At 39.2% G+C, this 14456-nt stretch carries 9 protein-coding genes and 1 CRISPR repeat array; of the genes, 3 read left to right on the forward strand and 6 right to left on the reverse strand.

Annotated features, from left to right (window positions below; all coding sequences use genetic code 11):
- Positions 1-165: 165 nt before the first annotated feature.
- Positions 166-348: a CRISPR direct-repeat array (repeat unit 23 nt; unit sequence GTTTCCATTAGTGCGCTTCCCCA).
- A 386-nt stretch (positions 349-734) separates the two neighbouring features.
- The 3 genes from glgB to QNJ50_RS10850 form a co-directional block, all read right to left on the reverse strand.
- Positions 735-3032: a 1,4-alpha-glucan branching enzyme gene (glgB, locus tag QNJ50_RS10840; protein WP_300635148.1), complete on the reverse strand. Its 2298-nt coding sequence runs from the start codon at positions 3030-3032 to the stop codon at positions 735-737.
- A gap of 549 nt (positions 3033-3581) precedes the next feature.
- Entirely contained in the window at positions 3582-3848 is a 267-nt protein-coding gene (locus QNJ50_RS10845) for a glutathione S-transferase (protein WP_366914251.1), read from the reverse strand.
- A gap of 812 nt (positions 3849-4660) precedes the next feature.
- Positions 4661-4858 carry a hypothetical protein gene (locus tag QNJ50_RS10850; RefSeq protein WP_300635150.1) on the reverse strand — a complete coding sequence of 66 codons (198 nt, stop codon included), beginning with the start codon at positions 4856-4858 and terminating at the stop codon, positions 4661-4663.
- Between the two features lie 812 nt (positions 4859-5670).
- Here QNJ50_RS10850 and QNJ50_RS10855 point away from each other — a divergent pair.
- Both QNJ50_RS10855 and QNJ50_RS10860 read left to right on the forward strand, forming a co-directional pair.
- Positions 5671-6357, forward strand: a complete 687-nt coding sequence (locus QNJ50_RS10855) for a hypothetical protein (RefSeq protein WP_300635152.1) — start codon at positions 5671-5673, stop codon at positions 6355-6357.
- 152 nt (positions 6358-6509) lie between these two features.
- The gene (locus QNJ50_RS10860; RefSeq protein ID WP_300635154.1) at positions 6510-8417 is read left to right on the forward strand and encodes a penicillin-binding protein 2; all 1908 of its coding nucleotides are present in this window, start codon (positions 6510-6512) and stop codon (positions 8415-8417) included.
- A 340-nt stretch (positions 8418-8757) separates the two neighbouring features.
- Here the strand turns inward: QNJ50_RS10860 and QNJ50_RS10865 are convergent, their stop codons facing one another.
- Positions 8758-9024: a hypothetical protein gene (locus tag QNJ50_RS10865; RefSeq protein ID WP_300635157.1), complete on the reverse strand. Its 267-nt coding sequence runs from the start codon at positions 9022-9024 to the stop codon at positions 8758-8760.
- A gap of 378 nt (positions 9025-9402) precedes the next feature.
- A complete protein-coding gene (locus QNJ50_RS10870; RefSeq protein ID WP_300635159.1) occupies positions 9403-12228 on the reverse strand; it encodes a tetratricopeptide repeat protein in 2826 nt (941 codons plus the stop codon).
- 198 nt (positions 12229-12426) lie between these two features.
- Between QNJ50_RS10870 and QNJ50_RS10875 the strand changes: the two genes are divergently transcribed.
- Entirely contained in the window at positions 12427-12582 is a 156-nt protein-coding gene (locus QNJ50_RS10875; RefSeq protein ID WP_300635161.1) for a hypothetical protein, read from the forward strand.
- Between the two features lie 519 nt (positions 12583-13101).
- On the opposite strand, the gene QNJ50_RS10880 is transcribed toward QNJ50_RS10875, so the two are convergent.
- On the reverse strand, positions 13102-14316 hold the full coding sequence (locus QNJ50_RS10880; RefSeq protein WP_300635163.1) for a DUF790 family protein: 1215 nt from the start codon (positions 14314-14316) through the stop codon (positions 13102-13104).
- Positions 14317-14456 lie beyond the last annotated feature (140 nt).

The following is a 14456-nucleotide window of genomic DNA, read 5'->3' on the forward strand; positions in this document are numbered from 1 at the left end:
AAAGTTATACAGCCATCTGAATTAGTGGAGAAGGTTAAAAAAGTCGCTACGGGAATCCTTAGAACCGTTGAGCAGTAAGAAATAATATTAGTTAGTGTGATTTTTTTATCTCCCCTGCGAGTGGGGAAACATAGCAGAAGTCGATGGAAATTATAAATTGCTCAAGTTTCCATTAGTGCGCTTCCCCAACGAGTAGGGAAACCCTTTTAGAGTTGGCTTTGATTGTGGCAATGGGGCGTTTCCATTAGTGCGCTTCCCCAGCGAGTGGGGAAACCAAAATATTGCGTGCTCGTTTGTTGGGCGTTTATGCGTTTCCATTAGTGCGCTTCCCCAGCGAGTGGGGAAACTCTAGTCATCAAAACCCATTTACAGAGCCATTTCCACAACCAATTTTGACGGGGGAATATAAAAACCCCATTACGGCGATCGAGAAAACAATCAACCCCATTGCACAAAACTCTAAAAGTATTGATTTATCAAGGTTCTGACGTTTTGACGGGACCCCAGGGTTTTCGCCCTCGCTTTCCCCCGTCAAATTTAACTTCCACAAAAGTCAAATTTTTTGATTTCTGAAAAATTTATTTAGAAACTTATTTTATATTCGTTATTTGACTTAGGTCAAGCTTTTACTTCACCCGAGTTCGGGACAAGAAACTAGACAATTAACTTGATTACCAGGTTCAACCTGGTAACCAAAAATTATCACTTGTTTCCTAAAAGCTTCAAAACTAAAGCTATTCTTCCTCCGCGACCTCAGCAGTCTTATTTCGATCCAACTTCAAAATCAACACGCTCAAAGGTGGTAAACATAAATCTAAGGAATCAGGACGATTGTGAACCGACCAATTATCCGTCCACTTACCACCCAGATTACCCATGTTACTACCGCCATATTTACGAGCGTCACTATTAAATAACTCAGTGTAAAATCCTGGTTCGGGAACGCCGATCCGATAGTGGGAATGGGGCTGAGGAGTAAAGTTACAAATAGTAACTACAAAATCACTGCTTCCCTTATCGCGACGAATAAATGAAACTACACTGTGACGGTTGTCGCTACAATCAATCCACTCAAAACCTTCTTGAGCAAAATCTTGAGTATATAAAGCAGGTTCAGAACGATAGAGCTGATTAAGATCTTGGAAGAAACCTTTCAGTTGTGCGTGAGGTTCAAAATCTAATAAATTCCATTCCAAGTCACCCCAAACATTCCATTCACTCCACTGTCCGAATTCCATGCTCATAAACATGGTTTTCTTTCCAGGGTGAGCAAACATATAAGCGAATAAACAACGCTGATTAGCAAATTTTTGCCATCGGTCTCCTGGCATTTTACCAATGATGTTGCTTTTACCATGAACTACTTCATCATGGGAAAGCGCCAACATAAAGTTTTCGCTGTGGTTGTACCACATGCTGAAAGTAACGTTGTTTTGGTGGAATTGACGGAACCAGGGATCCATGCTGAAGTAGTCCAGCATGTCGTGCATCCAACCCATATTCCATTTTAGGTTGAAGCCCAGACCGCCAGTGTAAGTCGGCCATGATACCATGGGCCAAGATGTAGATTCTTCTGCAATGGAAAGTACTCCAGGGAAATAACTAAATAGTAAGTGATTTACCTGACGGAGGAAGTCGGCAGCTTCAATATTTTCTCTACCACCGTACTGATTGGGAAGCCATTCACCATCTTCACGGGCGTAGTCTAGGTACAGCATTGATGCGACCGCATCTACCCGAATCCCATCAATATGATATTTATCAAACCAGAATAAGGCATTCGCAACTAAGAAATTACGTACCTCATGGCGTGAATAATTAAATACTAAAGTTCCCCATTCTTTATGTTCGCCTTTACGGGGATCTGCATGTTCGTAAAGATGACTTCCATCAAAGAATGCTAAGCCATGTCCATCTTTAGGAAAGTGACCCGGAACCCAATCGACAATTACCCCAATATCATTTTGATGGCATTGGTCGATAAAGTACATAAAGTCTTCAGGGGTTCCATACCGGGAAGTACAAGCATAGTAACCAGTAACTTGATAACCCCAAGAACCATCGAAGGGATGCTCGGCGATCGGTAATAATTCAATATGGGTATACCCCAAATCCTTGACATAGGGAATCAGTTTTTCAGCTAATTCCCGATATGTTAAGAAACGAGCACCAGTATTGAGTTCCGATACTACAACAACATCCCCAAGTTCGCCATTGGGTAATTTGGGTGGTTCGTCAGCAGCAGCATGTAACCAAGAACCCAAATGTACTTCATAAACAGAAATAGGTTCTTGGAGGGGATCACTATTGCGTCGCTTTTCCATCCATTCTTGGTCGTTCCAAGTATGCGAATCTAAATTTGCGACGATAGATGCTGTTTTGGGTCGTGGTTCCTGCTGAAAACTAAAAGGATCGGATTTTTCGTAAATATGACCCTCATAGTTTTTGATCTCATATTTGTAACCTTCTCCCACTCCAATTTCAGGAATAAATAGTTCCCAAACACCAGTCGGACCTTTACGCATTTGGTGTTTCCGTCCATCCCATTCGTTGAAGTCTCCAAGAATAGAAACATTACGAGCGTTGGGAGCCCAAACAGCAAAATAAACTCCCGCAACACCATTGATTTCAGTGGGGTGCGCTCCTAGTTTCTCGTAGATCCGATGGTGATTACCTTCAGAAAATAAATGTAAATCAAAGTCTGTGAGCTTGGGGGAACGAAAAGCGTAAGGATCGTAAATAACTCGCTCGTGTTCTCCTTCTTTGATCCGGAATAAGTAATTTTTTGGTTCGTTTTCTGCTATGGTGCATTCAAAAAAATGTGAGTGATGCACCGTTTCCATCTCGTATTCCTCCCTTTCTTCGGGAAGTAATACCCATACTTTATCCGCTTTAGGTAAGTAGGCTCGCACTACCCAAAATTGTTCGCCATTTTCTTCTACTAGGTGGGAACCAAGAACTTCAAAAGGGTCTTGATGCTGGTTCCAAACAATGCTGTTGACCTGTTCTGGGGCGATGGTGGTAATTGACATGAAGCTATCCAGGTTGAATAAATTGAGTAACTAAATCGGCGATTAACTAAACTGGCTGTTATTTAGATTTTTTTATAATCTATATATTCTTTACATTTATTTGCAAATTTTTTCTTCACCAAAGATAACGGACATCAATTCCATTCTTAGCGTTCAAAAACCTGAAATTAAGGGTTTGGGAAGGCTTATTGTTCGATAAAGCTAAATTTTGGCTTAGATTCTTGTCTTCAGATTTTCGAGCTAAATTCAGGTTCAGATCTCAATCTAGGATTTTACGCTAAATTTGATTTGATGACCTCAGGCATCGGTTAAGCTAGTTAACCAGCTTTATTTAGACAGAGAAGTTTAGACAGAGAATAAAATATTTAGAATTCGCAATTTTATTTGTGAAAATAGAATCTGATATTCTGTTTTATATTTCAATTCTATTTATAAGCCCCTTTCCTCATCATAATTCTGAATGAATATAACACTGAAGTAAATTTTCAACTACAAAAAGTATTTAGCTTTTCTTAGAGAGCAACTAAACACCTGACTAAAAATATCCAACTAAATATCTATAAAAGGGAAAAATTGTTTAATTAAGCTACGTAAACGCAATAAAAAAACTGTTTCCCGGACTCGAGGACTTAACTTTGGAGGAAAAGTACGTTCCTGTATTTTTGCTGTAAGTTGCGCATATTCACCAGCTGTCAAGAGTTTACCATCTATTGGGGATCGCGCTTCGGTAATAATTTCCGTACGTAAAATTTCTTCTGGTATATCTTCTGGGGGTGGTAGTGCAATTGTCTTTGCTCCCCATTGAAAATTTAACACTGTACTAGTTAATACAGTGAAAATAAAGATAGTGACACCCAAGATAATTAATTTTACTATTGCCCTCACCCTTCTTAACTTCCTTTGTACTCTGACTGATACCTAAGTGTAGCCTCTGATTTTGTAATATCACCAGAGGTAATGGGCAAAGTTACTGAGAATGGGAAGTGTGGGAGGTGTGGGGAGTCACCATTTATTTTGACTTGCACATAGCGCTATACCTGTGGAAGCCAAACAAAAACCTGGTAATCAAAATTAGGTGTTACCAGGTAGATCCGAGTAGTTCAAAGGCATTGCATAAACGAGGGATGAATTTTTAAAATTTATCCCAGAGTCTAGTCCCCTAATTAAGCAACGCCAGTTCACAATAAAAAGGGCTATTCAACTGCAATCGCTAGAAGACAAAGTAATAAAAATTACGTTATTCTAAGCGAAAGAGATAATTAGATAGCTGAAAAGTTTAAATTAATACACTAACATGCAGTTAACATTACTGAACTGCAACACAATTAAACCTACGAGACTACTCTGCATTTGAAATTACTAGATTGTTTCGCAACTGGATTTATTGATTGCTTCGCAATACAAATTTTCGATTGCTTTGCAATACAAATTTTCGATTGCTTTGCAATACAAATCTTCGATTGCTTTGCAATACAAATCCTTAATTGCTTCGCAATTCCTTATGACACTTAACATTCGAGTGTTTATTGATTTTAGTAAACCGAAAATAACAGTTATCTAAGTATGGTGAGGAGCGCAAACACTCGTTTGTTGCGTGAGAGTAATTCAAACTGCAACTTCAGACTTATTTATTTCTCTTCTTTCTTTTCTTCTCCTGCTTTAGTATCAGTAGCCTCACCTCCATCAGTGGGCTCTGCTGCAGGGGGAGTAGTTTCTTCAGTGGTAGCACCACCTTCTTTCTTTTCTGCTTCTCCACCTTGTTCGCAGGCTCCTAGAGTGGTAGCCAAACCAAGTAAAAGAGCAAAACCAAGGATCTTAAATTTCATAACTCCTCTTTACACCAATTCTGACAATAAAAGTTCTTAGCCTGTTGAATACAATACCTTATTTACTGATTATTTGGACATTATTTTCAGTTTAAATACTAAAGAGTAATACTTTTGGGTTAGTTGCTTGTTATAGCAGGAGTTAGGAGTCAGGAGACAGGAGACAGGAGACAGAATTCAGGAGTGAAACCTGCTTTAAATATAATGAAACCTGCTGTACTTACTGTTTTTTAATCAGTGCTTTTACTAATCTCAGTTACGATAATAATATTTTTACCTTGCTATTTGCTACCTGAGTCGGCCATATTTGACTAAAATTAACAATCCTGAATCAACTTAATATCTTTTGAATAACTGAACCATTGACAATCCTGATTGTTGTTTTGTAACAAATCTTAGATTGTTACCTTGATGCTGAATATTTCATCTTGTAATTTTGTTAATACCTATCTATGCAAGCATCAATATTTCTGATGATTTACATAGTGCAAGAGTATTAGTGCTTTGGCAAATAATGCTGACCTGAGCAAAAGTAAAAAAATCATCTAAAGTGTAGTATTCGCTAACTAGGAAAATTATGTCTTTAGTTCAGTAAATTAGAGGATGTTTGAAAAGTTATATTATTTACCTAAAATATCTTGGATCCCCCTAAATCCCCCTTAACAAGGGGGACTTTTGCCCCATTTTTAAGGGGATTGGGGGATCACAATAAGGATATTGGGTAATAAGCTATACTTCCCAAACATCATCTTAGATAGTTTCCGAACAGGATTTGGCTTGGGTTCAATTACCGTTACTAGGAAAAGTATCAAGTGAATCAAAATCAACGTCAACATCAAATTCACGATCGCAATCGAAATCTTTATCCCCAGAATTCCCGTTCTGCGAGACGCCAAAAAATGAATAGCCAATCCGGAAACAGACAATTTGGGAGCAATGGAGTGAAAAATTATGAACTCCCTTTAGAAGCATCTTTAAGAAGACATCGACAAACACCAAAGAATTTTTCTTATATTCCCGATCGCAAAAGAAAAGTCCTGGAACCACCGCGTAGTAAATTTACTCGCGCTAACCGTTTGGAGTTTAGGGAAGTATCTAAAAGTAATGCTATTCCTGTTGTTCCCAATTCAGAATCACTACCTTTATGGTTGGTTCGTTGGCAAAATGTTCAGCGTTATTCTTCGATCGCAACTTTTTTACTGGTAATGGCAAGTTTAACAGTTTATGGTTGGACAGTATATGCTCAGCAACTGTGGAGTCAAAATTCTCGCACATTGCAGAAGTTACAACGTCAAGAGCGACAAATAACCACAGCAAATGAAACTATCAAAAATAAAATGGCAAAAGAAGCAGAAAAACCAGCCACTGGTTTAGTTGCTCCCACACCCAGTCGAGCGATTTTTATCCCACCTACGTCAACTGTCAGACAATCGATTTCTGGGGAAATTGCTCCAAATTTTGAGATCCAACAACCAAATAATACACCTATAGGGTATTGAAAAGTAAAAAGTAAAAAGTAAAAAGTAAAAATATAACCTGCGGTTACGCAATACCTATAGCTGCGCTATCGCTAGCTGCTAACAAAATTCAAAAGTCAAATAGGACTTTACAAGAAGGTGACCATAGTTCGATTTAATATTTTTGCAAGTCCATGCGAAAGTTCTCCCGTAAAACAAAGTTAAAAAATCTCAAGAATTCTAGCTTAAAGAATTCGGGTTCGAAGGGTTCAGGTTTAAAAGGTTCAGATATTAGGGGTTCAGGTTTAAAGAATTTGGGTTTAAAGAATTTGAGAAATTCTCAACAACAGAGATTTTCTCAAAGTAGAGGGAGAAAAAATCGCACTCCGAAACAACATCAAAAACGAGGTGTGAGATTTCGGTTATTTGTTGTCTGGAGCATACTAATTATCGCTGGTTCTGGGTTAGGTATTCATTTGTATAGTTTACAAATTATCCAGGGACCCAAGTTAACTAAAGAAGCGCGTTCCCAACAAATGTTTAATATGCGCCCTTTTATCCCTCGGCGCAAAATTATCGATCGCAATCGAGATGTGTTAGCGATCGACCGTCCTGTATATACTTTGTACGTTCATCCCAATCAGTTTAATTACACTATTGAAGTAGTTGCATCTAACCTGGCAAAGATTCTTGGTAAAGATGCAACCGAATTAGAAAAAAGATTCCGCAAGCATAAAAGTGGGATTCTCCTATCTCATGCTCTCCCTGAAGCAACTGCAGACCGATTATATGCTTTACGATTTGATGGTTTAGATCTGCGTCGAAAATATTCCCGATACTATCCCAAGGAAGATTTAGCTGCGGATGTTGTTGGTTATATTGATGGGGATCGACGTGGTCAAGCTGGAATTGAGCGTTCTCAGCAAAAAATGTTGGAGCGTCCCCCTCGTACTGTACGCTTGAGTAGGTCTGGTAATGGTTCTTTAATGCCAGATTATGCTCCAGAAGGCTTTTTACATTTTGATGATTTACAATTACAACTAACTATTGACAGTCGCTTACAGCGTTCTGCTCGCTCTGCTTTGACTAAGACTCTCAAAAAATGGAAAGCTAAGCGCGGTGCTGTAATTGTGATGGATGCGTGGGATGGTTCTTTATTGGCGCTGGTTTGTAGCCCGACTTATAATCCTAACAGATATAGCAAAAAAGATATTCCTTTATTTAGAAATTGGGCGGTTGCTGATTTATACGAGCCGGGTTCTACTTTTAAGCCTTTGAATGTAGCGATCGCTCTGGAAGCTGGCGTAATAAATCCCTTTGATGTTTTTAATGATAATGGAACTATTCAAGTAGCCGATCGCACCATTAAAAATGCGGATAATAAAGGTAACGGACGAGTAGATATTGCTAAAATTCTCCAACGTTCGAGCAATATTGGGATGGTAAAAATCATCCAAAGAATGAGACGTTCTAATTATTATAGTTGGTTGGAAAAAATTGGTTTGGGGGAACGTTCCAAAACAGATTTACCTTCGGAAGTTAATAGTCGTCTCAAGTCTGAAAGAGAATTTACTATTAAACCTATTGAACCTGCAACGGCTTCTTTTGGTCAGGGTTTTTCCCTTACACCATTACAGTTAGTCCAAATGGTCGGTTCTTTAGCAAACCAAGGTAAGTTAGTTACACCCCATGTAGTTAAGGGTTTGGTTGATAGCAAAGGAAAAATGCATGTTAAACCAAATTTAAATCCACCCCGTCAGATTTTTTCGCCAGGAACTACCCAAAAAGTTGTAGAGATGATGGAAACAGTAGTTTCCAAAGGTACGGGTAAACCAGCAAAAATATCAGGTTATCGGATTGCGGGGAAAACTGGTACTGCACAAAAAGCGGATCCGAATGGGGGTTATCGCGATGATGCAAAGATAACAAGTTTTGTCAGTATTTTACCGGTGAATTCTCCACGTTATGTTGTTTTAGCGATCGTGGATGAACCTAAGGGTGAAAATGCTTATGGTTCGACTGTTGCTGCACCCATTGCAAAATCAGTTATGGAAGCGTTGATCCCGTTGGAAGGAATTGCGCCGGAGAAAAGTAATGAGTAAGGAGTAAGGAGTAATGAGTAATGAGTCGTGAGGTAGAGACGTAGCAGAGGCTACGCCGACGCCAAAGGCTCTGCTACGTCTGTGCAGGAGTAATGATTAGATAGATAATGATTATTAAAATAGGGGATGTCCTAGAGAAGAGCAAAAAGTTAAAAGTCAAAAATCAAAATATTATTATTGGGGTTATAGGGAAGTTCTGAGAATATACACCCTGACTAAATTTCACATCTGAACAATTTCTAGATCTAGATTTTTCGATCTGCTCAATCTGGAATAGATGTTTTCGGGTAACAGCAACAAATTATTGAGTAGATAATATAAAGTAGTGTGGTTAAGCCACTCACTCTACATAGTCAACTGTAAATAAATGTTCTCTAGCCATTGGTTGGGTATTAAACCAAGTGCTATAGATTACTGATAATTGGTATAGTGCTGCATCCATTGCTAAACAATATTCTTTGTTTAACATTACGAATCCATCGTCATCTGTTCTTACATAACGTAGTTTTAGCTGAGTAATTCCAACTAAGTCTCTGTTTATTAATAAGTTGAAGATTTCTTCTGTCAGTTCTTGTAGTTTTGTTTTATGTTGCTTCGCGATTGTCATGGTGCGTTTTTATCTTAATGGTTTTTCACTTGACAAAAGGGTCTTGTAGGTAATTTTATATAAGTCATTCCCTTAAGTGGGCAAGATTTAAAATTATTAACAGAATATTAAGGAAGGAATGCTGTTGGTGTGGGGAAATTTTTAAAGTTATTAATATTTGGTTGTTTAGGGATAGGTTAGACAACAGATAGGGTAGATTAGGCAACGGATGTGGTTTTTGGGTTGAACCACGAGCGTAAGTAACGGATGTGAGTAATGGATGCGATCTCAAGTTGTACCTGATGTGATCGCTCTTGACATTCAAAACAGTCGCTACATATCTATCACTCATCACTCATTACTGTGCGCTGTCGCGCCCCGCTTCGCTAACATTACTCATTACTCATTACTCATTCCCCTTTCCCTTACATCATAAAGTTTTGCCAGATTTTCACGTACCTTAATAGTGTAAGGATTATTTTCCTCAAACTTTTGCTTCATAATCTCTAAAGCTTGTAGGTAAAAAGGTTCGGCTTCATCGTACCGTCCTTGGTTAAAGTAGAGTTTTGCCAAGTTGTTCAAACAAATAGCAACTTTGGGATGTTCCTTCCCCAGGCTTCTTATAATTTCTAAAGCTTTTAGGAACAAAGGTTCGGCTTCTTCATACCGTCCTTGGTTTGTGTAGAGTAAAGCCAAGTTATTCAAGTGAATAGCGGTACCAGGATGTCCCTCTCCCAACAGGCATTTTCTTATACCTAAAGCTTGTAGGTACAAAGATTCGGCTTCTTCGTACCGTCCTTGGTCTGCGTAGAGTGAAGCCAAGTTATTCAAGGGAATCGCGGTATCAGGATGTTTCTCCCCCAAGAGGCGTTTGTCCATATCTAAAGTTTTTAGGAACAAAGGTTCGGCTTCTTCGTAGCGTCCTTGGTCTTTGTAGAGATTAGCCAAGTTATTCAAGGGAATCGCGATATCAGGATGTTCCTCCCCCAAGAGGCGTTTTTTCATATCTAAAGCTTGTAGGTACAAAGGTTCGGCTTCTTCGTACCGTCTTTGATCGCTGTAGAGATTAGCCAACTGGTTCAAACAAATAGCGACATTGGGATGTTCCTCCCCCAAGAGGCGTTTTAAAGCTTCTAGGTAGAAAGGTTCGGCTTCTTCGTAGCGTCCTTGGTCTTTATAGAGATTAGCCAAATTGTTCAAACTTTCAGCGACATCGGGATGTTCCTCACCCAACAGGTGTTTTCTCATATCTAAAGCTTGTAGGAACAAAGGTTCGGCTTTTTCGTACCATCCTTGGTTATTGTAGAGATTAGCCAAGTTGTTCAAACTTTCAGCGACACCAGGATGTTCCTCACCTAATAGGCATTTTCTCATCTCTAAAGCTTTTAGGAACAAAGGTTCGGCTTCTGCGTAACGTCCTTGATTTTTGTAAAGTAACGCCAAGTAGTTCAAGCTAGTAGCAACATCGAGATGTTCCTCCCCCAACTGCTTTTTCACTACTTCTAGACACTGCTCATACCAAGATTGTGCTTGGTCATATAATCCTTGATCTTCGTAAAATCTACCATTACCAACAAAAGCCCAAATTAAATCATCATTACTGATATATTGAATCAGTTTCGGATTTTTCGTCTCTGCTAGATGAGGTATGGCGGAGGCAAATTTGGTAATATCCTTGAGTGTGAGTGAATCAATTTCATCGATCTGTTTAGCGATCGCTAACATTACCCGATTAAAAGCACGTATAAGATACTCTTCTCCCGATTGGTAAGTAGTATTGGGGGATTCTAACTCTTCTAACTTGATTTGGAAAAATTCCCGTAGCAGCGGATGCAGTTGATATGTTCCCTCACCTTTGTCCTGTAGCAAACTCAGTTTTAGGAGAACACAATCCCTAATATCTTCTAAATCTTCAGGGTCTTCATCAGGTAAACATTGTTTAACTAAATCCCAAGGTATTGGTGCAAAAGCAAATAAACTCAGTAAACAAGCGAGTTTTTTATCTTCATATTTTAATTCTTCCCAACTCAACTCAAATGCAGCTAACGCACTATTATGGGGTGCTGTCATATCCCCATCAGTATTAGTCAAAGCACGATGATTCAGGCGCTTTGTTTCTAACCTGCTCAACATTTCAGCCAGCGATAAATCTTGTTTCTGCGCCAGATATCTCCCGACTAGTTCTAACCCCAAGGGTAAATATCCTAACCATTCACATAATTTATTTGCTTGGGATTCCTCTGCATTCACCCGTTCCACAATGATGAATGACTGCAATAATTCCAATGCTGCTTTTGGTTCTAATACATTCAGGGATAATTTCTTAATAGACCTTCCTAAATGCGATCTGGTCGTAATCAGTACTTTAAACCGGGATAAACATGGAAGTAATGGTTTGATTTCTCCATAGTTGGTGAGGTTATCCAGGACTAGCAACGCTTCACCTTCACCCCAGCGCTGATAACAGTATTTTAATTGTGCTGCTAAATCTAAATTATCCGGTGGTTTTACATCAAAGTAAATTTGAGCAAGCTGTACTATCTGCAAACCCACATCTTCTAATGCTCGTAACCAACAAATTCCACCTTTGTAGGTTTCGCGGTGCGCAATTGCATATTGCAGAGCTAATTCTGTTTTCCCGATTCCACCCATCCCAGCAATCGAGGTAATCGATCGCCGCGCAGTTGAATCGATCGCGACTTGTTGATTTTGTTGTAGTAGTTTGTGGAGTTTTTGCAGTTCTTCATCTCGTCCCACAAACTTAATGACTCCACTCCGGGGAAGATTATGGAATTTGGTAGGAGCGGGTTTTGCTTGATTACCTTCGCTACGCTGTACCCCTGGTAATTGTTCTCGGCGATTTTGCCATTCTTCATCAAACTTTTTGAGATTCCCTTCTTTATCACTTTTGGGATACCACAGTTTTAGTTTAAAGTGCCAATTTGATGAACCGCGTTTATTTTCGCGCAAATCTTCAAGAATTTCTAAAAAGTTTTCTAGTGCTTTGAGTGCTTCTCGCACCTGTTCTTTATTCTCAAAACCAGTAAGTTCATCGAATACAGCTAATGTAGTACGAACAATTACTACTTGATTTAATGTATCCCATTCACATGTAATTTTAAAACGCTCGGGACGATCTAACTTGTCATTAGCATAAGCTAACAACTGTTCTAAAAGTATTCTTACTCGCGCTTTAACATCATCACCGTAGGAAGGATTTGGCATAAGTATAACTTATAGAAGCTTGCGGTAAAAGTTTGAGATAAAAAATTCGAAATAAAGTCTAGCGATCCCCCAAACTTATTCTACATACCCGAAACTTTAAACTCGCAACTTCCCAGGATTTAAGTTTTTCAACAAAGAGAATTTTCTTTCGGGTACTACCCCAAATTTACCTTTACCTCAGAGTTAGGAATTTAACAAATGAGAAAGGTAATCAGCTTTATTCAACGAAATAAGAAGAAGTTAATATTGGTTGCTGCGTTTGTAATTTCTTTGACAGCAGATCTGATTTTTCCTGGTGCGGGTGTTGCGATCGATTTACTGTTCCTACTATGGGAACTGTGGCAATTATATTGATATTACCCGTCGGTGCGCCCCTACCATAAATAAATATTGTTCGTGGTACGTTTCTATGTTGTGGAGATCGGGAATCTTAATCAAACACCGCTAAAACAGACTTGGCTAATAAATTGAAAATCTCATGGGATCCCCCTAAATTCCCCGTTGAGTTGGGGAACTTTGAATTTCCCCCCTTTTCAAGGGGGGTTAGGGGGGATCAAAAACTCGGTGGTGCAAACTGGTAACTCAGGCTAACACCGCTAAAACAGACTTGGGTAATAACTTGAAAATCTCATGGGATCCCCCTAAATTCCCCGTTGAGTTGGGGAACTTTGAATTTCCCCACTTTTCAAGGAGGGTTAGGGGGGATCAAAAACTTGGTGGTGCAAACTGGTAACTCAGGCTAACACTGCTAAAACAGACTTGGGTAATAACTTAAAAACCTCATGAGATCCCCCTAAATCCCCCTTGGAAAGGGGGACTTTGAATTTTACCCGCTTTTTGAAGGGTTAGGGAGGATCAAAAACTCGGTGATGCTTAGACCAATACCGCTAAAACAGACTTGGGTAACAACTTATCTTTAAACCAAACAATCTTAGCCGGGACATCATTTAATTTGACCCCTGCTTTATCTAAGTTCAACCGTTCGGAAATCGCCAAAATTAAGTCATTACGTTCGGAACGTCTCACCTGATAAAACTTCTTTTGTAAATATTCAGGACGCCAATACCCGACAATTTCTAACAAAAACGTTCTCCCATCGGGATGAACCAAGCGAAAATCCGGAATCATCACACTACCCGGAATCGGAATTAAATCCACTTCTCTTTCCAATACCCACTCAGTTTTTGCTGACTTCCATTTATTCGCAAAAGATTCTTCCAGCATACTATCGTAGGGTTTACCGGGGGAATAATGGGTAACTAAACCGCATTCCGAATTGAGGGTAAAACGTCCGGTCTTCCGAGCTTTGGTGTAAAAATCGCGGGTTTGCAATGTTGATGCTAAACTCCACTTGGTAACGTGAAGTAATGCGGGAATTAATTTCGCGATCGCTAATCCATATCTAGTACTGGGATGAAATAAACTTGTAGGTCCATCAATGGTAATAGTAAAACCGTGGTCTGCATCACCCTCAATATAAGACATTAATTGAAATAATTTGAGGTAGCGAAATAGTAGCTTATATTGTCCCGGAACATTACGATGGGCGTTAATAATTAACTGACTGGCTTTATAAAATACTCCCTGCACCTGGGACAAATTATAACGGTGCAATAATGATTCGGGAGTTGGCGCGTCGAAATTCGTTAAAATCTTGTTCTCATTTAAATCTGCATATAAACCATCCCGCACCTGTGAGGGAAGAATTTCTTTTTCTAATTCTCGACTTAATTCATCTGCAACTTTACCCAGGGTAATTTGAGTTGATTCGCGACTAGGTGAAGATTTTGCAGCAACAGCAAATACCTTTGCTCGCAGCATCGGTGGTTCCAAAGGACTTACCACCTCAAAGGTAGAAAAACTGCTTTTGAGAATATAAGCCAAACCCCGCTTCATCCGATAATCTGGGGTATCTCCTTCTAGATCGGAAAGTTTACGCTCCAATAAACCTTGGGTATTACCAACAGTATCCTCATAACAAGTAATGATTTCAGTAGCTATTGTTAAATTGCGATCGTCAATGCTCAACCGCTTGGGAATAATTTCTTCGCCATTATGGCGGTAACTTAGTAGATCTGTTGGGAGCATATGAAAAGTAAAAAGTAAAAAGTAAAAAGTAAAAAGTAAGAATTCACTAATTCCTTGCATGATGCTGCCATGTCATGCAATACCTACAGTACGCTACGCTAACACCAATTACCCATTACTCATTACCCATTACCCATTAC

Origin of the sequence: Mastigocoleus sp. MO_188.B34 (genome assembly GCF_030065675.1) — a bacterium.
GTDB lineage: Bacteria > Cyanobacteriota > Cyanobacteriia > Cyanobacteriales > Nostocaceae > Mastigocoleus.

What these genes read in the sequence shown, in the direction of transcription:
- QNJ50_RS10860 (WP_300635154.1), top strand. Translation starts at nt 6,510, where the DNA reads ATGCGAAAGTTCTCCCGTAAAACAAAGTTAAAAAATCTCAAGAATTCT.
- QNJ50_RS10850 (WP_300635150.1), bottom strand. Translation starts at nt 4,858, where the DNA reads ATGAAATTTAAGATCCTTGGTTTTGCTCTTTTACTTGGTTTGGCTACC.
- QNJ50_RS10870 (WP_300635159.1), bottom strand. Translation starts at nt 12,228, where the DNA reads ATGCCAAATCCTTCCTACGGTGATGATGTTAAAGCGCGAGTAAGAATA.
- QNJ50_RS10875 (WP_300635161.1), top strand. Translation starts at nt 12,427, where the DNA reads ATGAGAAAGGTAATCAGCTTTATTCAACGAAATAAGAAGAAGTTAATA.
- QNJ50_RS10880 (WP_300635163.1), bottom strand. Translation starts at nt 14,316, where the DNA reads ATGCTCCCAACAGATCTACTAAGTTACCGCCATAATGGCGAAGAAATT.
- QNJ50_RS10865 (WP_300635157.1), bottom strand. Translation starts at nt 9,024, where the DNA reads ATGACAATCGCGAAGCAACATAAAACAAAACTACAAGAACTGACAGAA.
- glgB (WP_300635148.1), bottom strand. Translation starts at nt 3,032, where the DNA reads ATGTCAATTACCACCATCGCCCCAGAACAGGTCAACAGCATTGTTTGG.